This is a genomic window from Paraburkholderia sp. GAS199 (assembly GCF_050436585.1).
Lineage (GTDB): Bacteria > Pseudomonadota > Gammaproteobacteria > Burkholderiales > Burkholderiaceae > Paraburkholderia.
On record NZ_JBNDMM010000010.1, the window covers coordinates 242,519 to 264,436 of the forward strand.

The window sequence follows — 21,918 nt, forward strand, 5'->3', positions numbered from 1 at the left end:
AGTTGAATGGACCTGTTTTCTCTTCGCAACTCGACAGCTTCAGTTCAAAGCCGGTAAAACGCAGCGGCATTGCCGCCGAAAACCGCTTCGCGCTCGGCGTCGGTCAAGGACGCGAGCAAGGTGTTCGACACCGAATGCCAGAGCAGATAGTCGCCGTTCAGATCGAGTACGGGCCAGTCGCTGCCCCACATCAGCCGCGCAGGACCGAACGACGCCAGCAGATGATCGACATACGGCTGCAAGGTCTCTTCGGTCCAGCCGGGCGACGCTTCGGTCACGAGCCCCGAGAGCTTGCAATGCACCTGCGGCAACTTCGCCAGCCGCGTGATCGCGTCGGCCCACGTCTGCCAGCCCGCGCGGCCGTAGCGGATCGGCGGCTTGGCGCCGTGATCCACCACGATGCGCAGCGCGGGAAAGCGCGCCGCGAACGTCTCGAACGGCTCCACGTGACGCGCGTAGATCAGTGCGTCGAACGCGAGATCGTGAGCGATCAGCGCATCGACGGCGGGCGCCAGATCCGGATTGGCGATCCACGTGTCGTCGGGCAAATCCTGCAACATCGGACGCACGCCCTTGAACTTCGGCTCGTGCGCCAGCGCGCCGATCACGGCCGGCGCGGTAGGCAACAGCAACGGCACCCAGCCGACCACACCCGCGATCGACGCCTCGTTGCGCGCCAGGTCCAGCAGATAGCGCGTTTCGTCGATGGTCGGCGCGGCCTGCACCACCACGGTTCGTTCGACGCCCGCCGTTTCACGCAACGGTTTCAGATCCGCCGGACCGAACGGCCGGTACAACAGCTTCAGTTCCGGCGTGAGCCACTCGTAGTCGCCGCGAGCGGGGTCCCAGTAGTGCTGGTGGGCGTCGATATGCATCGTCGGGTCAATCCTCTGGCGCGGGGGCGCGCGAGTCGAGCAAGCCTTCGTCGCGTAACGCGGACCACAACGTCGCGGGAATCGGCTGCTCGAACGACGCCACGTTCTCGCGCAATTCGTCGGCACTGCGCGCGCCGGTCAGCACGGTGGCGACCGCCGGATGCGCATACGGAAACTGCAAGGCGGCCGCAGCAAGCGGCACGCCATGCGCGCGGCATACTGCTTCCAGCCGCGCGACGCGCTCGATCACTTCACGCGGCGCGTCGCCGTAATTGAATTTCAGATCGCCTTCGACGCCGCGCGCCAGAATGCCGGAGTTGAACGCGCCGCCCAACAGGATGCTGACGCCGCGCTTTTCACATGCTGGAAGCAGATCGTCGAGTGTGGTCTGTTCGAGCAGCGTATAACGGCCTGCAAGCAACGCGCAATCGATATCGAACTCGGCCATCGCATCGAGAATAGCCGCGCCTTCGTTGACGCCGAGGCCCACGGCCTTCACGGCGCCCTTCGAACGCAGCGTATCGAGCGCGCGAAAACCGCCGCCTTCCGTCAATTGCCGCCAGTAGTGCAGATGTTTGTCGCCATGCGTGACGCGGCCGATGTCGTGCACCAGCAGAATGTCGATGTCGACGATACCGAGGCGCTGCTGGCTGTCTTCGAACGAACGGAGAATGCCGTCGTGGGTGTAGTCGTAGATCGCTTCGAACGGCAGCGGATTTTGCCAGCCGTCGCGCGGATCGTACGGCGTGGTGCGCGGCACGAAGCGGCGGCCCACCTTGGTGGAGAGTACGTAGTCTTCGCGCGGATAGCGGCGCAATGCGTCGCCCAGACGATGTTCGGCCTTGGTGTTGCCGTAATGCGGCGCCGTATCGAAGTAACGCACGCCAGCGTCCCACGCGGCGGCGATCGTGGCGTGCGCTTCCTCGTCGGACAGATCGCGATAAAGACCGCCGAGCGGCGCGGTGCCGAGGCTCAATCCGGTGAGTTGCAATGCGCTGCGGCCGACGCCGCGCCGCTGTCCGATCTTCGAACCGATCGTTGCCATCATGAAGCGCGTCTCCTGTCGACCGGCGTGATGCCGGTCGCTGCTGTTTTACCGTGTTTTAACACGCGACGACGATGTTTGCCCCGATGTCTGCCCACTATCCGGCAAGTCTTCCGCCGACGCGCGTCCGGCACTTCAATGCGATTCGATCGCCACCATGCGCTGCAACGGCGCGGCGCCCGAGGGCAGACACGCCGGCCCGACCGGCTCGAAGGTCTTGTACGTCAGGATGAATTCCTGATGCCCCAGCATCTCCGACTTCGACGCCGCGCCGAGCGACACCTCGACCGTCCGGTCGAACACTTCGCGGCCGACTTCGTCGAGCGTGCCGCGGCCTTCGAGAATGCGGCCGGCGTCCACGTCCATGTCGCCGGACAGGTTGCGGTACGTGGCGGGATTCGCGCACACCTTGATGACCGGCGAGATTGCCGAGCCGACCACCGAGCCGCGCCCGGTCGTGAAGAGAATCACGTGCGCGCCGCATGCGATCAGTTCGCCGATCTCCGCGTTGTCGCTGATGTTGGGAAAGCCGAAGCGCGGCTCGCCGTCCGGCACGACGTCGAGCAGATAGAGGCCGCCCGTCGGCGGAACATCGCCCGGTTTGACGATGCCGACGATCGGCGACGCACCGCTCTTCGCATACGCGCCCAGCGACTTTTCTTCCTGCGTGGTGAGGCCGCCGTCCGCGTTGCCGACCGCGAAACTGCCGTGACCGAGAATCGAGTAATAGCGCGCGGCCTTTGCCACGCAAGCGACGATTTCGTCGCCGAGTTCCGGGCGCGCAGCGCGCGTCTTCATGTGAAATTCACAGCCCACCAGTTCGCCGGTTTCCTCGAAGATGCAGGTCGAGCCGGCCTCGATCAGATGGTCGAACGCGCGCCCGACCGCCGGATTTGCGGTGATGCCGCTCGTGCCGTCCGAGCCGCCGCAGATCGTGCCGACCACCAGTTCGCTCAGCGCCATCGGCACCTTGCGCTGCGCCGCCAGTTGCCGGCGCGCGCCGCGAATCCAGTCCACGCCGTATTGAATCGTGCTGCGCGTGCCGCCCTTCTCCTGAATGGTCAGCACTTCGACGGGACGGCCGCTCGCGCGCACCACATCGACGAGATAGTGCTTGTTCATGCTTTCGCAGCCGAGCGAAACGAACAGCACCGCGCCGACGTTCGGATGCGTAGTCAGGCGCTCGAGCATTTTTTCCGCGTAACCGTTCGGATAGCAGCCCGGAAAGCCGATCAGATGAACGGGCGGTTCACGCTCGGCGGTGGGATCGTCGAACGCGTCGAGCGGTTCGCGAAACTGCGTCACGATCTCGCGCGCGACGTGATGCGCGCACTCGACCAGATACGCGACCGCGACCACGTTGCGGATGCCCTTGCGGCCGTCGCTGCGCAAATAGCCTTGCAATGCGGGCGGAGTCGATGGCGCGGATGCTACGGAAGTGTCAGTCATGATCGTTCCAGCGCGGCGCGAGGCCGCGTCGTTATGCCCAGTTCAGTGGTGGACGAACTCGTGGCCCGCGTCGTGCGTGTAGGTCGGCAAGTAGTCGCTTTCGAGGTTGTGCGTGTGCAGATGCTCACCGCGCGCCACCGGCCCGGTCACGTGGCCGATCACGGCGCCATAACGCAGCACCTTGTCGTCTTTCGCGAGTTCGCGGCGCGCGACCTTGTGACCGAGTTCGATGGTCCTGGCGAGCGTGACGCGCTCGCCTTCTATCTGTACCTGAGTGCCCGCTTCGAGACGCGCCGCTGCGATCAGGCAGTTGTCGGCGGGACTCAGCAGAATCAGGCGGGCGTCGGTCGGTGTGGCGCTATCCATGGGGCGGCTCGAAGTAGGTCTTTCGTCGTGCGTGGGCATCAGTTCTGTCCTTCGCCGCTTGCCAGCCGCGCGACCATCAGCGAGCCGAGGATGATGGCGCCGTAGATCGCCTGAATCCAGAACGACGGCACCTGGGCGAGCGTCAGCAGGTTCTGCACGACGCCGAGCAGCAGCACGCCGGAAAGCGCGCCGAGCATGGTGCCCTTGCCGCCGTCGAGCGAAATGCCGCCGATCACCGCCGCCGCGAACACGGTGAAAATCATGCCGTTGCCCTGATTGGCGTTGATCGCGCCAACATAGCCGGTCACGATCAATCCGCCCACCGAAGCCAGCACGCTGCCGAGCACGAATACGCCCCACGTGATGCGTTCGACGCGAATACCGGCCGCGCGCGCCGCCTCGGGATTGCCGCCGATCGCATACAACGCGCGGCCGAGCCGGTGATAACGCAGCACGAAGGCGGCGATCGCGAACGCCACCGCCGCGAGCCAGACCGACAAGGGCAAGCCGAGCACGATCGTCGTGGCGAGCATGAAGAACGACGGCGGCATGTCGAACAGCGTGCCGCCCTTGGTGGCGCCCACCAGCATGCCGCGTAGCACGATCAGCATGGCCAGCGTCACGATGAAGGCATTCAGCCGCAAACGCACCACCAGAAAGCCGTTGATGAAGCCGATCACCGCGCCCACCACGACGATGGCGAGCAGGCCCGCAGCCGCCGGCCATTGCATGCCGAATCCCGCGGACGCCGCCGGCATCACCAGCATTGCACCCACTGCCGGCGCGATGCCGACGGTCGATTCGAGCGAAAGATCGAACTTGCCGGTCAGCACGATCAGCGATTCCGCGAGCACCACGAGCGCCAAGGCCGCGGACGCGCCGAGCACGCTGATCAGATTCGCCCGCGTGAGAAAGCTCGGGCTCACGAACGCGCCGATCACGATCAGCAACGCGAGCGCGGGCAGCAAGGCGAGTTCACGCAGCCGGGCCAGTTCGGAGCGCGCGCGTTTGCCGCGCGTGGCCGGAATGGTCTGCTGCGGCTGCGCCTGCGCAGTGCCGAATGCAGGGCTGGGCACACTATTCTTCATGGAGACTGACTCCTTCAACGGATGCGATCAGATCGTGGTCCTGCCAACCGGCGGGAAATTCGGCCGCGACTCGGCCACGGAACATGACCAGCACGCGGTCACAGGTGCGCAGATCGTCGAGTTCGCCGGAGACGACGAGCACGGCCTTGCCGTCCTCGCGCACACGGTCCACGACGGACAGCAAAGCCTCTTTCGATTTCACGTCGACCCCGGCCGTGGGATCGATCAGCACGAGCACGTTCGGGTCGGTGGCGAGCGCGCGCGCCATCACCACTTTCTGCTGATTGCCGCCGGACAGTCCCGATACGACGTGTTCGGGACCCTGCGCGACGATGCCGAGCGCGTCGATCATCTTCTGACCGAAGGCGTTTTTCTTCGCGGGCGGCGCGATGCCGAATTTGCCGAGCAGACGCGCGATCGTCATCGACGCGTTTTCCGCCACTGACTGCGTCAGCACGAGACCTTCGTGGTGGCGGTCTTTCGGCACGCAGCCAACTCCGTGCGCGAGCGCGGCGGGCACGTCGCCGGGCGGCAGCGTCGCGCCGTCGACACGGATCGTGCCGCGCTTCGCCGCGCGCAAACCGGCGATTGCTTCGGCCACGCTGGTGCGTCCGCTGCTGGTCGCGCCGGTCAGGCCGACCACTTCGCCACGCTTGACGGTGAACGACACGCCTTCGTAGTCGGAGCCCGCGAGTTCGCTGACTTCGAGCGCCACCGCCGTGCCGTCGGGCAAGGCGTCGCGCGCGGCGGCGTCGGCGACGGCGAGGCCACCGCGTTCGCCGGTCATCGCTTCGATCAACTGCTCGCGCGGCAGTGCGGAAACCGGCGCACTGACAATGTGCCGTGCGTCGCGCAGCACCGTCACGGCCTGGCAGATTTCGTAGACTTCCTGCAGATGGTGCGAGATGAACAGGAAGGTCACGCCTTCGCGTTGCAATTCGCTGATGCGGCGAAACAGCCGCTTGATTTCGTCGCCGTCGAGTTGCGCGGTCGGCTCGTCCAGAATGATGAAACGCGCGCCGTACGACAACGCCCGCGCAATCTCGACGAGCTGGCGCGCCTCCACCGTCAGATCGCCCGCGCGCGCGTCTTCGCGCACGTCGATCTTCCAGTGGTCGAGCAACGCGCGCGCATCGCGGCGCATGGCTTGCCAGTCGATCATGCCGCCGCGTGACGGCTGCCGGTTGATGAACAGATTCTCCGCGACGGACAGATCGCGGATGATCGTCGAATGCTGATAGACGCAAGCCACGCGTTCGCGCCACGCGTCGCGGTCCGCGATCGACGGCGCAGCCGCGCCGCTGAAACGCACCTCGCCGGTGTCGGGCTTGCGCAGGCCCGTGAGTATCGACACCAGCGTCGATTTACCCGCGCCATTGCGCCCGACGAGTGCATGCGACTCGCCGGGCATCACGCGGATGCTCACGTCTTTCAGCGCCGCCGTGGAGCCGAAGCGTTTCGTGACTTCGAACGCTTCGACCACCGGCACCGAGGGCGTCGGCTCGCTCATTTGACTGCTCATTTAACGGTATTGCCCCACAAGGCTTTATCGTCGACATTCGACTTGGTCACGAGCGGCGCGGGCAACTGGTCTTCGAGAATGCCCGGTGCCAGCTGAATGATGTTGCTGCCGTGATCGGTCGGGCCGGTCTTGAAGGTTTGTCCGGCCAGCGCGGCCTTGATGTAGAACAGGCCGTATTTCGCGTACGAATCCGCTGGCTGGGAGACGGTTGCGTCGATGTCGCCACGGCGGATTGCTTCGAACTCCTGCGGAATTCCGTCGTTGCTCACGATCACTACGTGCTTGGCGTCGCCGGCCGGAAACAGCATCTGTTTACGACGCAGCGTTTGCAGTGTCGGCGAAAGATAAACGCCGCCGGCCTGCATGTAGATGCCCTTCACGTCGGGATTGGCGGTGAGCAGACTGTCGAGCGCGGTCGCGGCCACGTCGCCCTTCCACGCAGCCGGAATCTCCAGCACGGAAATGCCCGGATAGCCCTTCATGCAGGAGCGGAATGCTTCCGAACGGTCACGTCCGTTCACCGACGCCAGATCGCCCATGATCTGCACGACCTTGCCCGACTTCACGTGATCGCCGATGTATTTGCACGCTTTCTCGCCGTAAGCGCGATTGTCGGCACGCACCACCATCGCGACCTTGCCCTGAGTCGGCGCAACGTCGACAGCGACGACCGGCACGTTCTTCGCGGCGGCGGCATCGAGCGCGCGGCTGATCGCCGCCGAATCCAGCGGCCCGACCACGATGCCCTTGGCGCCGAGATTGAGCAGGTTGTTCATGTCCGTGATCTGCTGGACCGGATCGCCGTTCGAGTTGACCGGCGCGAGAATATCGATGCCCATGTCCTTCGCGTACTTGGGCAGATAGTTGTTGTACGACTGCCAGAACGGCGAGGTGAGTAGCGGCAGATCGAGACCGATCTTGCCGGTGTCGGCGGCCTGTGCGGCGCTGCTTGCGCCAAGCGCGGCGACGCACGCTGCCGCGGCTGCGGCAGTCAGGGAACTGCGGAACCAGCGGCGGGCCGTGTGCGGCCTTTTAGCGAACGACATGCTTGTCTCCTGTGTCGGTCCGGAGTGTGTCTTCAGGCTCTCGACCTGGGTCCGCGTGTCGGCGCGTCACCTGATCTCGTGCCTGGCGGCCGCTCCGGCTCCATGCAAGGTAGTGCGTTGTGGGAACTGCGTGAACCGGCTTTCAAGTCCGGCACTTTCGTCCTGCGCTTTCTTATTGAGTATTGGTGTGCGTTCATTCACCAATGAACGTATTATTCATATACGGACTTTTCGAAGTCAAGATAAGTGCACTGCACCAATCGTCCGTGTTTTCCCTGGACAGGCCCGCATCGCACCAGATTCGCCCCGCACTTACACTCACGCGCCAGATAATGAGAACAGCACACGGAACCTTGCTCACGATGGACGCAGACGACAAAGACGACGCCGACCGCTACCGCGCGCCCGCGCTGGACAAGGGTCTCGATATCCTCGAACTGCTCGCCGAGCAGAAGGAAGGACTCACGCGCGCCGAAATCACCAAGCTGCTGGGGCGCAACGCGAGCGAGATGTACCGGATGCTGGAGCGGCTGGTCGCACGGCAGTACGTGGTGCGCTCGGCCGCCGGCGACCGCTACTCGCTGAGTCTGAAGCTGTATGCGCTGGCGCATCGTCATCCGCCGATGAACCGTCTGATCTCCGAAGCGCTGCCGCTCATGCAGCGTTTTGCCGATGCTGCCGAACAATCGTGTCACCTTGTCGTGTACGACCGCGGCAATCTGCTGGTGATCGCGCAGGTGGACGGCCCCGGCACGTGGGGCATGTCGGTGCGGCTCGGTTCGCGCGTCGGCCTTGTCGACACCGGCTCGGGCCGCGTCATGCTCGCGTTTCAGAGCAACGAGCAGCGCGAACACATGCTCGCCGAGCACACCAAGGTGAAGGGTGAAGTGACCATCGACCGCGACGCGCTGGAACAGGCATGCGAAAAAATTCGCGCGGCGGGTTTTTCGCAGAAAGACAGCCAGCAGACATTCGGCGTGACCGACGTCACGTTTCCGATCCTGGGACCGTCGGGTCAGGCGATTGCGGCGCTCACGAGCCCGTACTTGCGGCGCATCGACGAATACGTCGCGCCGACGCTGGAGGCCGCCACGGCGCTGCTGCGCGAAACCGTGCAGGCGCTTTCGATGTTCCGCGACGCGATCGACTGACCGCGCGCGGCGAAATCGGCCGCATCTTCAGATGGTTTAGAATGGCGGCCCTTCCAAAAATCACGCCGCATGAGCCCGCTCGTGCGCGCCTATCGACAAGCAATGGCGAAACTTCTGACCGATTCCGAATTCCAGCGTTTTTCCGAACTCCAGCAGAAGCAGTCGAGCTTCACGATCACGCCTGAGGAAGCCGACGAACTGCGCGACATCGTCGCGCATGCGCAAAAGCGCCGCGACGATCGCGCGGCGGCAATGAAGAGCATCGAAACCTTCATCCAGCAATTCGACATCAGCCCGGACGAGCTGTTTTCCGCCGAGCAGATCGGCGACGCGGCGCGCACCTTCGGCCTGATTCCGGCCGCGAAGAAGGAACGCGTGCTGCCGCCGCAATTCACGTTCAACGGCAAGCCGTATCAGTGGACCACGCGCCCGCTACCCGACGACATCCGCATTCCGCTGTTCGACGCCTTCAAGGCGGGCGAATCGGTGAAGTCGTTCATCGCGACCTTGAAGGACGCGAACCGTTGCGCCACGACTATCGCCCGGCTCGAACGCGAAACCGGCGCGGTCTATGCCGAAACGCTGCTGGAAGAACTGGCCGTGACGCGCGCACAGGTCGACGAAGCCGCGGCCAAACTGCCGGCCTGATTGACCGCGAGGCGACCTTCGCCTCGCGCGTCGCCTTCGATTGCTGCCGCGGCTGCCTTCACGCGCCGGCAGCAGTCGCCTCACCTTCCTGACGCCGCGCTTTCCGTCGCTTCGTCCAACGCCATCCTGAACCCGACCACGCCGGGGTCTTCCGTCGAGGTGATGGTGAAGCCGCACGATCGCGCGAGCGCGATCATCGGCGCATTTTCCCGCAACGCTTCGCCGACCAGCCAATGGATGCCGCGCGCCCGCGCGTATTTGATGATGCGGTCCATCAGCAGTTGTCCGAGACGGCGGCCTTTCTGATCCGAGCGGACCGCCGCGGCGAATTCGGCTGTTTCGTTGTCGGGATCGGCAACGGCACGCACCACGCCCAGCGTGCGCGTAAAACCCTCTTCGCTCGTGACTGTCGCGATCAGCGCCATCTCGCGGTCGTAGTCGATCTGCGTCATGCGCGCGAGTTGCGAATGATCGAAGCTGCCCACCGCGCCGAAAAAACGCAGCCGCAAATCTTCCGGCGTCATGGCTTCGACGAAGTCGTGGTGCGCGGCTTCGTCTTCGGGACGGATCGGCCGGATCGTTACGCGCAAACCCTGCCAGTCGAGCGTTTCCTCGAAGCGGCGCGGATACGGCACGATCGCGAGCCGGCTGCGCGTCAGCGCTACGCTCAGGCTGGGATCGACCACGACGACGTGCTCGCTGTACACGCGCAGCGTCAATCGAAGCCCCACGATTTCCTTTACGTCGCAAACGGCTTGCGACAACGCGGTCAATGCCGCCAGCGCGGGCTCGGGCGAGATCAGGCGCGCGTAGCGCGAACGCGTGACGATGTCGCGCGCCAGAATCGGATTGAGCGGCGGCAGGCCGAAGACGCGCAACGGCTCGGTGACACCGTCCGCCGAGGGCGCCGTGAAGCAGAAAACCGGGCCGAAGTTGTCGTCGTCATGTAACTCGACGGCGAGGTCCACCACGGGTTTGCGCGCCTGCTGCGCGGCCGCCTGTTCGGCGCAGTCGCCCGGCGGCGTCGAGACGCTGATTTCCGACGACGCCGGCGCCTCGACCTTCAGGCCGAAACGCTCCAGAAACTGCGCGGCCGCTTCGCCAGTCAACTCGTGCTTGCCGGCGTCGATGGCGGCGCGCGCCTGCGCCTGAGCCGCGTCGATTTCCTGCGGGATCTGCGCGGGCAAACCTTCCGGCGTCTGCATCAGCAGTTCGCGGCCCATCCGGTAATCGACCAGACGCGCGAACGCGCGCGCAAGACGCTGCGGCGTGGTGTGGACCGGTATGCCTTGCGCGTGCAGCGCGTCGCGCGTCGCGGCATCGACGCCGCCGAAGAAGCACGCCAGCAGTCCGCGATACGCGTAATGCTGATTCTCGATCAACGCCCGCGCGACGTCGCCGACCGGCGCGCCATGCGTCGACGCGTGGACCACGAATGCCGTTCCGCTGCTGCGATGTTCGGCGAGCAGTTTCAGCGCGGTGCCGAAATGCTCGGGACGGGCGTCGTCGCCGAGTCGGAGCGGATTGCCTGCCTTCGCGTGCGGCAGCGCTTCGCCGAGCGCCGCGTCGGCTGCCGTGGGCCATGGCGCGAGCGTGTCACCGGCGGCGGCGAAGGCGTCGCAGGCAAGAGTGGCGAGTCCGCTGTCACTGGTGATCAGGGTGGCGGTTGCGCCGGCGGCCACGCGGCCGACGCCGAGCGTTTCGATTTCGTCGAGCAGGTCGTCGAGCGCATCGACGCGGACCATGCCCGCGCGGCGGAACGCCGCCGTATAGAGCGCGTCGGCGGGATCGGCGCGGCCCGAGCGCAGGGCCAGCACCGGCTTGTTGCGCGCCGCCGCCCGCGCCGCCGACATGAACTTGCGGGCCGCGCGCACGGTATCCAGTTCGAGCAGGATGGCGCGTGTGCCGGGATCGCTCGCCAGATAGTCGAGCACGTCGCCGGCGTCGACGTCCGCCTCGCCGCCCAGCGCGACTGCGTGCGAGAAGCCGAGGCCGCGCGCATGCGCCCAGCCGAGCACGGCATTCGTCAGCGCGTTCGACTGCGATACCCACGCCACGCCGCCCGCCTTGACCGTGCACGACGGCGCGCCGAAATGCGCGCGTAACGCGGGCGACACCACGCCGAGACTGCCTGGACCAAGAATGCGCAGAAGATGCGGCCGCGCCGCCGACAGCGCGTGTCGCAGATGCAGACGGTCTTCGTCGCTACGCACTTCGCCCACGATGATTGCCGCGCGCGTGCCCAGTCCGCCGAGCTTGTGGACGATGCCCGGCCACGTCTGCGGCGCCGTGCAGATCACCGCGACGCTGGGCGCCTCGGGCAGGTCGCCGACGTCGCCCGTCACCGCATGACTGCCGAGCGTCTCGTACTTCGGATTGACCGGCCAGACGGGACCGCCGAAGCCGCCTTCGAGCACCCGCGCCCACACCATCGCGCCGGTGCTGCCGGGACGCTCGGATGCCCCGATCACGGCGACGGATTTTGGTCGGAACAGGGCATCGAGATTGCGAACGGTCACGGGCGCTCCGCACAGTGGGAATGCGCGCATTGGAAGCGCGCGTCATCGTCAGGATAGGCGAAGTCGCGGGCTTGTGCGGCGCTTCTGAAAGCGTCCGCGAAACGCAGCGACAGGCAGCCCGACAGAGACCAGCGCAAGGCAGAATTTTTTTAGCGTACTCAAGCAAAAACGTTAGCCGAAATGCGACAATCCTACAGATGCCGAACTGCGCTTTCGCCCCGGCACGCAAGGGCTGAGCGAGGCGTGGCATGGCGCGTCGGAGACAACGCGCGGCATGAACATGGATTGCGCAAACAGACGCGCAACACAGCCGGTTCACACCGGATGAAACAAAGAGACAGAAGGTGATTTATGCGGCGCTTGCCATCGCTGATCGCGTTGCGCTTCTTCGAAGAAACAGCCCGGCACATGAGCTTCAACCGCGCGGCCATCGCGCTGTGCGTCACGCAAGGCGCAGTCAGCCGTCAAATCAAGCTGCTCGAAGAGTCGCTAGGCGCCAAACTGTTCGAGCGCGATCACAAAGGTATCCGGCTGACGCCCGCCGGCCTGCAATTCCTGCCCTGTCTCTCCGACGCGTTCGACACCATCGAGCGCGGCTTCCGTCAGATCACCGCCGCCAAAGGCCGCCGGCGTCTCGTGGTCGCGCTGCCGCCCACGTTCGCAACACAATGGTTCTCGCCACGACTCGGCGCGCTGGCCGAGGAACTGCCCGATGTCGAACTGTCGGTGCGCACGTCGCTCACCGAAGACTGTCACTGCAACATCCGCTTCGGCCGCGGCGCCTTGAACGGCGCGCATTCCGAACTGTTGCTGATGGAGCGTCACGTGCTGGTCGGCGCGCCGCGTCTGCTCAGCGAACCGCTCGACATGGTGCTCGAACATATGCCCGCGTTGCACGTCCTGCACAACGACGCGCGGCTCGATCTTTGGCCGAACTGGCTGGCCACGGCAAAGCTGCCGTTGCGCTACGCCGAAAACGGCATCGAATTTTCCACGCTGGAACAGGCGATTCGCGCGGCGCGCAAGGGCGCGGGTCTGGCCGTGGTGGATCGCAACATGATCGTCGAGGAACTCGCCGACGGCAGCCTCGCGCAGTTTTCCGAGGTCGAAGTCAGCGGGCCGTATGGCTATTGGCTCGACATCGCGCAACACCACGCGGCGCTCGAACATGTGCAGGCATTCGCAGGCTGGATGCGGGAAGAGGTCTTGAAGATGATGTGAGCCGAGCTGCGCCGTGCGAATTGATAGGCCATAAAAAAAGCCCCGTTTTTACGGGGCTTTTTTTGCATTCAGCAGCGGATTACATCGACTTCTTGAACGGCGCGCCCGAGTGTTCGCGCAATTCATTGAACACGATCTTCGGCCACGCTTTTTGCGCCACTTCGATTTCCGACACGTGCGAGGCGAGATACGTCGGCGCGTCCGATGCATCGAGTGCGATTCGCGCGGCGTAGGAGTCGGTGAAACGGCGCAGTTCGGCGGCGTCGTCACACGTCACCCAACGCGACATGCGATAGCGCGCCGGCGCCATGCGCACATCGACCTTGTATTCCGTCGACAGGCGGTGCGACACCACTTCGAACTGCAGTTGACCGACGGCGCCGAGAATCATCAGGCCGCCCACTTCCGGACGAAACACCTGAATCGCGCCTTCTTCGCCGAGTTGCTTGAGCGCTTCGCCGAGTTGCTTGGCGCGCATCGGATCGACCACTTCGACCGTCTGGAAAATTTCCGGCGCGAAGAAAGGCAAGCCGACGAATTGCAGCATTTCGCCTTCGGTGAGCGTGTCGCCCAGGCTCAGCGTGCCGTGATTCGGAATACCGATGATGTCGCCCGGATACGCCTCGCTCACCGTCTCACGACGCTGCGACAGGAACGTCACCACGTTGTTCGCGCGGAACGTCTTGTTCGTGCGCGTGACCTTCACGGCCATGCCGCGCTCGAAATGCCCCGAACAGACGCGGATGAACGCCACGCGGTCGCGGTGCGCCAGATCCATGTTCGCCTGCACCTTGAACACGACGCCGGTGAATTTCGGCTCGTCCGGCGACACCGGACGTTGCACCGTCATACGCATCGACGGCGGCGGCGCCAGATCGACCAGCGCGTCGAGAATTTCCTTCACGCCGAAGTTGTTGATCGCCGAGCCGAACAACACCGGCGATTGCTGCCCGGCAAGAAACTGCTCGCGGTCGAAATCGGGCGATGCACCGGTGATCAGGTCGATCTCTTCTTTCGCCTTGATCCAGGCGTGGCCGAAACGGCGCTCGCCTTCTTCGTTGCTAAGACCTTGCAGGGTTTCGACTTCGCCGCCGGCCTTGTCCTGGCCGGCGCGGAACAGGCGCACCTGATCGCGCTGGATGTCGTAGACGCCCTGGAAATCTTTGCCCATGCCGATCGGCCACGTGAACGGCACCGCGGCCACGCCGAGATGCTGCTCGATTTCGTCGAGCAATTCGAGCGGCTCACGCACTTCGCGGTCGAGCTTGTTGATGAACGTGACGATCGGCGTTTTGCGGCTGCGGCACACTTCCAGCAGCTTGAGCGTTTGCGCTTCCACGCCGTTCGCGCCGTCGATCACCATCACGGCGGCATCGACCGCGGTGAGCACGCGATACGTGTCTTCGGAGAAGTCTTCGTGGCCCGGCGTATCGAGCAGATTGATGACGGCGTCGCCGTACTCGAACTGCATGACCGAGCTGGCCACCGAGATGCCGCGCTGCTTTTCGATCTCCATCCAGTCGGACGTCGCGTAGCGGTTGCTCTTGCGGCCCTTGACGGTACCGGCGATCTGAATCGCGCCCGAAAACAGCAGCAGCTTTTCAGTAAGCGTGGTCTTGCCCGCGTCCGGGTGAGAAATGACCGCGAACGTGCGGCGGCGTTTGAGTTCGGAGACTGACATCGGGTCTGGCGGTCACGGATAGGGGTTCGGGCGGTTCCCAGCGGCTTGTGGCCGCTGATCTGCCACGTCGGGCGCGGCGGCGTCGGCTGCGGGAGTTGGGCGCAAGCCCGCGTCGCAAGGCGACTCGACCGCATCCGGAACAGGTCACGAACGAGCGTTCGACAAAGCGGGAATCGCCAGCGCAGAACAGCGCAAGGTGCGAATGATACACGTCATGGGGATAGGAGGCTTGAAATGACAAACGGTGACAGCCCTCGCGGACTGTCACCGTTCATGTGAAACGCTGCCTGACTGGGCGTATTCCGCGCCGCTTATTGATAGCTCATCGTAAAGATCGAGGCTGCGCGGACGGTGCCGGGCGTCACGTCTGCCGCGCCAAGCCGATAGTATTGTCCGAAGAATTGGAACGACGCGTTACCCGTCGTACCCGCCGACAGTTGAAGCGGCGTATCGAGCTTGACCGGCGTGCCGGTCGTATCCAGCAGTTGCACGCCGACGCCCGTCGCGCTGCCCGTCGACGCCAATACCGAGTCGATACCCGAATTGCCCGACGCGGTGCTGAACGTCACGGCCACTTTTACGCCCGACTCGCAGTTCAGGCCGATCGAAAACGGCGTCTTCGCTTTGACGCTGGCAGCGCTGGGCAGTAGCGCAGGGCTGATCGTCGCCATGGAGATGGTCTGGTTGGCGGTTGCGGAGGTGACGGAGCAGGTGACGGGTTTGACTGCTGTGCCGCTGGCGACGTACAGATAGGCGTTGCCGTTGTTAAGTACAACGCCGGTGCCCAAAATGCCTGATTTATAAGAAGAGGCGTTGCCAATTGTGCCCGCGGTGATTGGACCCGTTTTGACTAGTTCAAAAGTGCCGGACACGTTAAAGCTACCGTCTGCGCCAGTATTCCCGAGAGAGGAGGTTGCGGCGCAACCGCCCGTTCCAATGAGCCCGATCCCGCTGCTGTTGCGCATTCGCATCCCCACACCCGAAAGTTCGGTCGTGTAGACATCTGTCGTCCCGGGAACCAGAGTTGCTGAGGATGGGCATGCCACGACGGGCTTGTTAAAAGTACTAGAGGCCGTACATTGCCCGGAAAGCGTGAATGCCTTGACAGTCCCCGGAATCACGGAACCAACCGGGAGACTGTTCGAGACGGCTATTGAACCATACGTAAAAGTCATGGGCAATTGCGGTGTCGGGCAGTCGGCCCGTGCACTCGTCGTGATACCCAAGCCCAACGCGGCCAGAAGAAGCGTGCGGATAAGCCAGCGAAACGCGATTGTCGATCGAAACATCGTACTCACCTATTTCAGTTTAAAGATTCAGCGCTCACGGCCGGAGCCGCATCGAGACCTGCTGTTTTCAGATTGCCGATGCAATGTCCTTCGAAGGACAAATACGCCGCTCCCGCCTTGCCCGTCGACTTCGGCAACACATAGTCGATCCGGCACGTTTCCGATGCCGCCGAACCCCACTTCACGAACAACGCGCCCTGGTCTTCCAGACCGCGCGCAAAAATCCGGCTGTCCTGCGCGACGACGCCGACCGTCCGGCCGTTGTTGTCCACGACATCCACGCCGAACGGCAGCGCCTTGCCACCGAGCTGGGGCGCGTGTATCAAGGCCGCGCGACCGTTCACCGTCTTGTACTTGATCATCACCACCGAACCGAGACGCGGCACGGCCTGCTCCGACGTCGACTGGAATTCGACATCCGTCGACGAGCCCTTCGGATCGATATCGACCACGTTGACGCCGTACGGCGTGAGATACGGCACGACGGCGAATCCGCGGCTGTTCAGCTTGACGCCCGGCGAACTGGTCACGCTCCCGCCAGCAGCGCCCGGCGCTTCGACGATGCCGAAGGTATCGCCGACGGTCTGCGAGAACGTCACGCCGCCCGGATGCGCGACCACCGTGCCGCTCATGCCCGCCGAGACCTGCTTCGAACCCGATCCCGCGCTCGCGGACGCTGTCATCTCTGCGAACGGTGCGCGCCATGCGCCGCTTACGCCGGTGTTGCCAGTGTGACTACCGTTGCCGCTGCCATAAGTTCCATAGGCGTTATACGAGTACTGGTTCGCGTCGCCGAGCGAGCCGCTCAGATTCGTTTGCAGACTGCTGTTGCCGCCCGAAGACGACAGGTTGGTCGACAGCAACGGCGCACGTGTGCTCTTGCCGAGCGGAAGCGTCGTGCTGACCATGAACTGATTCGACATCGTGCCGTTGGCTTCGCGGGTGCGGCCCGCCGTGACGCTGTAGGTGCCGTACTTGAAGCTGTTGGAATAGCCGGCCTGATAAAACATGTCGTTGCCGTGATTCCAGTATTGCTGCGACGACGCGCTCAGAAAAACGGTTCCGTGATTCTTCAGGTTCTGGTTGACGGTAATCTGAAAGCGGTTGCGTTGCCGGAACACCGAGTCCATATCGCCGCCGCGCATGGCGAGATCGCGCACCGACGCCGCATCCGCCAGATTCAGAAAGCCTGCGGTGGAATATCGGTACGCCGCCACCGCAATATTCGTATCCGTCGGATCGATGAACTTGCTGTAGCCGATCCGCAGGCTCGTGCCTCGCTGGGAAGCCTGATCGGGAATCTGCGTCTGCGCGGCCGTGATGTCCGCGGAAAATGCGCCAAATTTCGTGTTCAATGCCGCGCCGCCGTTCGCCGCCAGATAGCCATTGGCGGCAACTGCGCCGCCGTAAGCGGTCACGAGATTGGTCAGGCCGCGTTGCACGGTGAACTGCGCGAAGTTCGGCTTCTCTTCGAGCGAGTCGTTGCGCAATTGACCGGCAGTGACCGAGAAACGCGTCGTGCCAGGCCGCAGCGACTGGCTCACCGCGGCAAACGGCACGGTGAAGGTCTTCGTGCGTCCGTCGGCTTCCGTCACGGTCACGTCGAGATTGCCGCCGTAGCCCGTTGCATACAGGTCGTTGATCTCGAACGGACCGGGCGAGACGCTGGTCTCATAGAGCACCTGGCCGTTCTGACGAATCGTCACACGCGCGTTCGACTCCGCCGTGCCGCGCACCACCGGAGCATAGCCGCGCAGGGATTCGGGCAGCATGCGGTCGTCAGTCGCGATTTGCGCGCCTCGAAACTGGACGCTGTCGAACACTTCGCCGGTGGTGTAGCCGTCGCCCAGCGTTACCTGCGACTTCAACGCCGCGATATCGCGCTGTACGTAGGTTGCGATGTTGTCGAACTGCGTACCGCGACCAGTTTCCTGCGACACCGACGACTGATGGCGAAAATGCCACGCGCCGATATTCACGCCGGCGTTCAGGCCAAGATAGCTTTGCGTCGACTCCATCCCCGCGCCGCTGGTGCGATAGGTGTTCGCGTTGTAGCTCAGGAAGCCGGCGTTGACACCCGTCTGCCACATCTCTGGCGGTACGTAACCGCGCGCGGCGTTACGCATGTATTTCTGCGGCACGCTCAGCGTGAGCTTCTGTTCGGAGAAGTCGAAGTCGGACGTCGCACCCGGCACGATGGCTGCAAGGTCGACGCATTCGTCTGCGTCCGCCGATGTCTGTGCGTCTTTCGAAACCGTTGCTTCATCCGACTCGTGCGAAGGCGCCTTTGTGCCGGTGTCCGCGCCAACCTTGGCGAAGTCGACGCCGAGCGTCGTCAGCATCTTGCGGCTGAAGCAGGCCTGCGAGCCATTTCCATTGCGTGTGGCGACGAAACGCACGTCCTGCCGAGCGACCCGAATGTCGTTGACCCAAAGATCGACGTTGTACACGCCCGGCTCAACCATATTCCCGCGCGCGAATCGGCTCACGTCCACCGTCTGCTTCGGGTCCGTGCGCAAAAACGTCGAATCGAACTGGACGGCCGCGACCGTTTCGTCGCTTTCCGCCGCTAAAGCATTCGCCGATTGCGCGCCGCCAAGCACCGCAAATACAAACAGGACGACAGCCGAAACGGGTTTCAGGCAAAACGGATCCGCGTATTCGCTGACGTTAGCCGGGGATTGCCGACGGGGTGAACATTTCATGATCTGACCGAGTTCTGATGTTTGCAACAGACGTGCGTTGTCGCTGTGCGTTGCGAATGCAACGCACGTCGGGTGCGAAAAGGGGTCTGCTAGGGTAGAAAAACTGAAGCTGGGAACTAAGCGCTCGATTGTCGAAGACCGCAGCCCGGTCCCAGCCTGACGTTATTGACCGAGCGTCGCGTCACCATTCAGGGCTGCGCCGTAGTCGCTAATTGCGATGTATTTGACTTTCGCGCCTGCGCTCACGCCGTTCATCTTGGCGACAGGCAATACCGCCGACGCATGTGGCGCGACCATTCCGCCCTGTTCGTTTTTGAAAGTCTGACCGGCGCTTTCGACATCAACTTCGCTGAACGACACGTAATAAGGCGTCGGATTCGACACGCTGATCGACTGACCCTTGCCGTCCGGAGCCGCGGTGATTTTCCAGCTGAGTTGCGCGTGCGCGTCTTCAGGTTTGCCAGCCAATTTGGACGGGCGCACGAATACCTTGATGCGGGTGCGGTAGGCCAGTTGCAATGTATTCACGCCCGATCCGGTATCGGCCTTCGGCGGAATATCCAGCACATTGAGCCAGTAGACCGATTCGCGGTCCTGCGGCAAAGCTTCGCCGGTGTACATCATGCGCAGCGTCTGTGCCTTCTTCGGATCCATGCGGAAGATCGGCGGCGTAATGACGAACGGTACTTTGATGTCGCCGGGTTTTGCATCGGCGTTACCGTCGTCGATCCACACCTGAACCAGCGAAGGATTGACGCTATCGTTGTCCAGCTTAACCGTGACTTCGCGTTGCTCGATCGGATACACCACGCGCGTACCGCCAATCGTCACGCTTGCCTGTGCGCTGCCTACGAGCATTGCACACGCGAGACCCAGTCCTATCGTGATTCGTCCGAGCAACTTCATCATCACACCCTTTAAGATAATCTTGAAATTAAGCTTTAAAAAAGGCGTTCGCCTGAGCAAACGCCTCGGTTTAATGCTTACTGATATTGCATCGTGTATTGCACCGACGTGTTCACTGCACCCGCCGTTGCTGCGCCGGTGGAGTAGTACTGGGCGAAATACTTCATGTTCGCTGCGCCGGCGGCGATCGTCGAACCGTTGGTCGCGATGTCGTTGTTCGAATTGGTCGTGATGTTGATCGGTTGCAGCGAAGCATTCAGCAGACGCACCTGAACGTTGGTAGCGGCACCGGTCGTTGCCTGGTTGTTCAGATAACCGCTGGTCTGGTCGACGGTCGGGCCGTTTTCAAAGCTTGCAATGGCTTTGGTTGCCGTGCCCGAGCAGCCGCTCAGCGCGAGCGCCATGTCGGTCGGGGTCGAGGTACCAGCAACCGAGCCAGCCGCCTTCAACGAACCTGCCGAAACGGTCGGCAGCGTCACTGCGACGTTGGCGGGGTTGCCCGTTGCCGAGCCATTGATCGAGCACGTGGTATCCGACACGGTACCGGTGAACGTGATCGTGCCGTCTGCTGCGTGGGCGCCGAACGAAGCAAGACCCAGCAGGCTGCCGGTTGCGATCGCGATTGCGGGGAGAATTGACTTCATGATTGCTGTTCCAATGAATTGAAAAAAATTGAATCAAAGGCGACGAGAGATTTGATGAGCAACTCGCCACGAGCCTTCCGGTCTTCCAACGTTCCACACCGGAAAATTCGGCGGTTACTGCTTGGAACGATTGGCCTATCGATCAGGCGCAACGAAATATTAAAAGTCGTCACGACGCTTGTACGTAGGATCATTCCTATTTGCGCTGGATTAACCTCTGCACGGCAGAGAAAATTCGAGCATGACGTCGTGCTTTTAATGGACAGAAATAAGACTTTTCTTAAGAACTTTGTCGCGGACCAAGACAAAAACCCGCCGCACCGTTGCCGGTGCGGCGGGTTTCTATGAAAACGACGTGTAGGCGGTTAGGCGCCGCTGGCTTCGTTTAGCGTTAAATGTTTTGTTTCGGGTGCCCAGGCAATCGACACCACCATGCCGACCAGCAAGACTGCCGCAAGCGCCATCATCGTGGCATGGAAGCCGAGATGGAGAATGCCGAGCGGCAGCAGGAACGTGCCGACCGCGGAACCCAAGCGGCTGCAAGCGATCGCCAGTCCGACGCCGCATGCGCGAACTTCGGTCGGAAAGCACTCGGGCGGAAATACGCCGACGAGATTCGAAAACGCGGACATAGTCAGCGTAAAAATCCCGAACGCGACGATCATCGCCAGCGAAGCCGACTCCGGCAACACGCTCAGCGCAACCAGCGAAAGACATGTCACCGCAAACGAGCCGATCAGAAACGCGCGACGCGACAGCTTGATCGTGAGCCAGATTCCGATCAGCGCGCCGAGCACGAGAAAACCGTTGAGCAGGAAGTCGGCGCCCGAGCCGTCGTTCAGATGGATCGCTTTGAGGATGGTCGGCAAAAACGTGTAGACGGCGAAGTACGGAATCACCAGACACACGAAAAACGCGCAGTTGAAAATGGTACGGCGAATCAGTTCCTTGCTGAAGAGCCGCGCGAAACCCGCGCGTCCCGGCGCGGCGTGTTCGGTGTCGGCGCTGTCCAGCGTCACATTGGGACCGAAGTGCTTGAGCACGACGGCTTTGGCTTCGGCAACGCGCCCTTTTCCGCTGAGCCAGCGCGGCGACTCGGGTGTACCCATGCGCAAGATGAGCACGATCAACGCGGGCACGCCGGCGGACGCAAGCAGCCATCGCCATGCTTCGGGCGAGGCGTCCGCGTATTGCAGTCCGAGCACGTTCGCCACCACGTAGCCGACGGTCCACACCACACTGAACGATCCCAACAGTGTGCCGCGATGTTTGCGCGGCGAAAACTCCGCAAGAATGGCGTGCCCGACCGCAAAATCGCCGCCCATGCCGAAACCGATCAGCACACGCAACGCGCACAATTCCAGCGGTGACCGCACGTAGAACTGCGCAAACGCCGCCACGGTGATGATGAGAAAGCTGAGCAGGAAGATTTTCTGCCGCCCCAGACGATCGGACAACCAGCCGAACACGAGGCTGCCCACGAAAATGCCCATCAGCGCGGAACTGCCGATCATGCCCATCCAGAACGCGTCGAGCGGCATCTGCCGATTGAGCGAGGCGAGCGCGTAGCCGATCGTTCCAAGCGCGAAGCCTTCCGTGAAATGCGCGCCGAACGTCAGCCCGGCGATCTTCACGTGGAATGCGTTCAACGGAACGTCGTCGAGCGGAATGGGGGCGTGCGCGGGTGTCGCCGTCACGGGCGATAAAGCCGGGGCAAGGCCGAGGGTGGCCGTCTGGATATCCTGATTGCTCACGCTGTCTCC

General features: G+C 63.2%; 17 protein-coding genes. 3 read left to right on the forward strand and 14 right to left on the reverse strand.

Annotated features, from left to right (window positions below; all coding sequences use genetic code 11):
* Positions 1–44: 44 nt before the first annotated feature.
* From P3T18_RS31935 to P3T18_RS31965, 7 genes are all read right to left on the reverse strand, one after another.
* The gene (locus P3T18_RS31935; protein ID WP_429303960.1) at positions 45–875 is read right to left on the reverse strand and encodes an amidohydrolase family protein; all 831 of its coding nucleotides are present in this window, start codon (positions 873–875) and stop codon (positions 45–47) included.
* Positions 876–882: 7 nt separating this feature from the next.
* The gene (locus P3T18_RS31940; RefSeq protein WP_429303961.1) at positions 883–1,923 is read right to left on the reverse strand and encodes an aldo/keto reductase; all 1,041 of its coding nucleotides are present in this window, start codon (positions 1,921–1,923) and stop codon (positions 883–885) included.
* Positions 1,924–2,055: 132 nt separating this feature from the next.
* Positions 2,056–3,369, reverse strand: a complete 1,314-nt coding sequence (locus tag P3T18_RS31945; protein ID WP_429303962.1) for a UxaA family hydrolase — start codon at positions 3,367–3,369, stop codon at positions 2,056–2,058.
* A 42-nt stretch (positions 3,370–3,411) separates the two neighbouring features.
* On the reverse strand, positions 3,412–3,735 hold the full coding sequence (locus tag P3T18_RS31950; RefSeq protein ID WP_429303963.1) for a UxaA family hydrolase: 324 nt from the start codon (positions 3,733–3,735) through the stop codon (positions 3,412–3,414).
* Positions 3,736–3,773: 38 nt separating this feature from the next.
* Positions 3,774–4,823 (reverse strand): ABC transporter permease, encoded by a 1,050-nt coding sequence (locus tag P3T18_RS31955; RefSeq protein WP_429303964.1) that lies wholly within the window; start codon positions 4,821–4,823, stop codon positions 3,774–3,776.
* Positions 4,813–6,333 (reverse strand): sugar ABC transporter ATP-binding protein, encoded by a 1,521-nt coding sequence (locus P3T18_RS31960; protein ID WP_429303965.1) that lies wholly within the window; start codon positions 6,331–6,333, stop codon positions 4,813–4,815. Before P3T18_RS31960 ends, P3T18_RS31955 begins: the two co-directional genes overlap by 11 nt.
* Positions 6,334–6,341: 8 nt before the next feature.
* Positions 6,342–7,391, reverse strand: coding sequence for a sugar ABC transporter substrate-binding protein (locus tag P3T18_RS31965; RefSeq protein ID WP_429303966.1), 1,050 nt, complete (start codon positions 7,389–7,391; stop codon positions 6,342–6,344).
* 362 nt (positions 7,392–7,753) lie between these two features.
* Between P3T18_RS31965 and P3T18_RS31970 the strand changes: the two genes are divergently transcribed.
* Together P3T18_RS31970 and P3T18_RS31975 are read left to right on the forward strand one after the other, a co-directional pair.
* Positions 7,754–8,542, forward strand: a complete 789-nt coding sequence (locus P3T18_RS31970) for an IclR family transcriptional regulator (RefSeq protein ID WP_429304017.1) — start codon at positions 7,754–7,756, stop codon at positions 8,540–8,542.
* A gap of 102 nt (positions 8,543–8,644) precedes the next feature.
* Complete coding sequence (locus P3T18_RS31975) at positions 8,645–9,190, forward strand: hypothetical protein (protein WP_429303967.1); 546 nt, start codon at positions 8,645–8,647, stop codon at positions 9,188–9,190.
* 80 nt (positions 9,191–9,270) lie between these two features.
* Here the strand turns inward: P3T18_RS31975 and P3T18_RS31980 are convergent, their stop codons facing one another.
* Positions 9,271–11,709: a GNAT family N-acetyltransferase gene (locus P3T18_RS31980; protein ID WP_429303968.1), complete on the reverse strand. Its 2,439-nt coding sequence runs from the start codon at positions 11,707–11,709 to the stop codon at positions 9,271–9,273.
* 351 nt (positions 11,710–12,060) lie between these two features.
* On the opposite strand from P3T18_RS31980, the gene P3T18_RS31985 reads away from it, so the two are divergent.
* Positions 12,061–12,930, forward strand: coding sequence for a LysR family transcriptional regulator (locus tag P3T18_RS31985; RefSeq protein WP_429303969.1), 870 nt, complete (start codon positions 12,061–12,063; stop codon positions 12,928–12,930).
* A gap of 79 nt (positions 12,931–13,009) precedes the next feature.
* Here the strand turns inward: P3T18_RS31985 and P3T18_RS31990 are convergent, their stop codons facing one another.
* The 6 genes from P3T18_RS31990 to P3T18_RS32015 form a co-directional block, all read right to left on the reverse strand.
* Positions 13,010–14,611, reverse strand: a complete 1,602-nt coding sequence (locus P3T18_RS31990) for a peptide chain release factor 3 (protein ID WP_429303970.1) — start codon at positions 14,609–14,611, stop codon at positions 13,010–13,012.
* A gap of 311 nt (positions 14,612–14,922) precedes the next feature.
* Positions 14,923–15,900, reverse strand: a complete 978-nt coding sequence (locus tag P3T18_RS31995; protein ID WP_429303971.1) for a fimbrial protein — start codon at positions 15,898–15,900, stop codon at positions 14,923–14,925.
* 14 nt (positions 15,901–15,914) lie between these two features.
* Positions 15,915–18,605 (reverse strand): fimbria/pilus outer membrane usher protein, encoded by a 2,691-nt coding sequence (locus P3T18_RS32000; RefSeq protein WP_429303972.1) that lies wholly within the window; start codon positions 18,603–18,605, stop codon positions 15,915–15,917.
* A 162-nt stretch (positions 18,606–18,767) separates the two neighbouring features.
* Positions 18,768–19,463, reverse strand: a complete 696-nt coding sequence (locus P3T18_RS32005; protein ID WP_429303973.1) for a fimbria/pilus periplasmic chaperone — start codon at positions 19,461–19,463, stop codon at positions 18,768–18,770.
* A gap of 125 nt (positions 19,464–19,588) precedes the next feature.
* Entirely contained in the window at positions 19,589–20,155 is a 567-nt protein-coding gene (locus tag P3T18_RS32010; protein WP_429303974.1) for a fimbrial protein, read from the reverse strand.
* A gap of 365 nt (positions 20,156–20,520) precedes the next feature.
* Positions 20,521–21,909 (reverse strand): MFS transporter, encoded by a 1,389-nt coding sequence (locus tag P3T18_RS32015; protein WP_429303975.1) that lies wholly within the window; start codon positions 21,907–21,909, stop codon positions 20,521–20,523.
* Positions 21,910–21,918: the final 9 nt, after the last annotated feature.

Excerpts from the sequence above, each read along its gene's own strand:
- P3T18_RS32000 (WP_429303972.1), bottom strand. The coding sequence starts at position 18,605 with ATGAAATGTTCACCCCGTCGGCAATCCCCGGCTAACGTCAGCGAATAC.
- P3T18_RS31995 (WP_429303971.1), bottom strand. The coding sequence starts at position 15,900 with ATGTTTCGATCGACAATCGCGTTTCGCTGGCTTATCCGCACGCTTCTT.
- P3T18_RS31955 (WP_429303964.1), bottom strand. The coding sequence starts at position 4,823 with ATGAAGAATAGTGTGCCCAGCCCTGCATTCGGCACTGCGCAGGCGCAG.
- P3T18_RS31975 (WP_429303967.1), top strand. The coding sequence starts at position 8,645 with ATGGCGAAACTTCTGACCGATTCCGAATTCCAGCGTTTTTCCGAACTC.
- P3T18_RS32005 (WP_429303973.1), bottom strand. The coding sequence starts at position 19,463 with ATGCTCGTAGGCAGCGCACAGGCAAGCGTGACGATTGGCGGTACGCGC.
- P3T18_RS31970 (WP_429304017.1), top strand. The coding sequence starts at position 7,754 with ATGGACGCAGACGACAAAGACGACGCCGACCGCTACCGCGCGCCCGCG.
- P3T18_RS31935 (WP_429303960.1), bottom strand. The coding sequence starts at position 875 with ATGCATATCGACGCCCACCAGCACTACTGGGACCCCGCTCGCGGCGAC.
- P3T18_RS31960 (WP_429303965.1), bottom strand. The coding sequence starts at position 6,333 with ATGAGCGAGCCGACGCCCTCGGTGCCGGTGGTCGAAGCGTTCGAAGTC.
- P3T18_RS31985 (WP_429303969.1), top strand. The coding sequence starts at position 12,061 with ATGCGGCGCTTGCCATCGCTGATCGCGTTGCGCTTCTTCGAAGAAACA.
- P3T18_RS31990 (WP_429303970.1), bottom strand. The coding sequence starts at position 14,611 with ATGTCAGTCTCCGAACTCAAACGCCGCCGCACGTTCGCGGTCATTTCT.
- P3T18_RS32010 (WP_429303974.1), bottom strand. The coding sequence starts at position 20,155 with ATGAAGTCAATTCTCCCCGCAATCGCGATCGCAACCGGCAGCCTGCTG.
- P3T18_RS31940 (WP_429303961.1), bottom strand. The coding sequence starts at position 1,923 with ATGATGGCAACGATCGGTTCGAAGATCGGACAGCGGCGCGGCGTCGGC.
- P3T18_RS31945 (WP_429303962.1), bottom strand. The coding sequence starts at position 3,369 with ATGACTGACACTTCCGTAGCATCCGCGCCATCGACTCCGCCCGCATTG.
- P3T18_RS31965 (WP_429303966.1), bottom strand. The coding sequence starts at position 7,391 with ATGTCGTTCGCTAAAAGGCCGCACACGGCCCGCCGCTGGTTCCGCAGT.
- P3T18_RS31950 (WP_429303963.1), bottom strand. The coding sequence starts at position 3,735 with ATGGATAGCGCCACACCGACCGACGCCCGCCTGATTCTGCTGAGTCCC.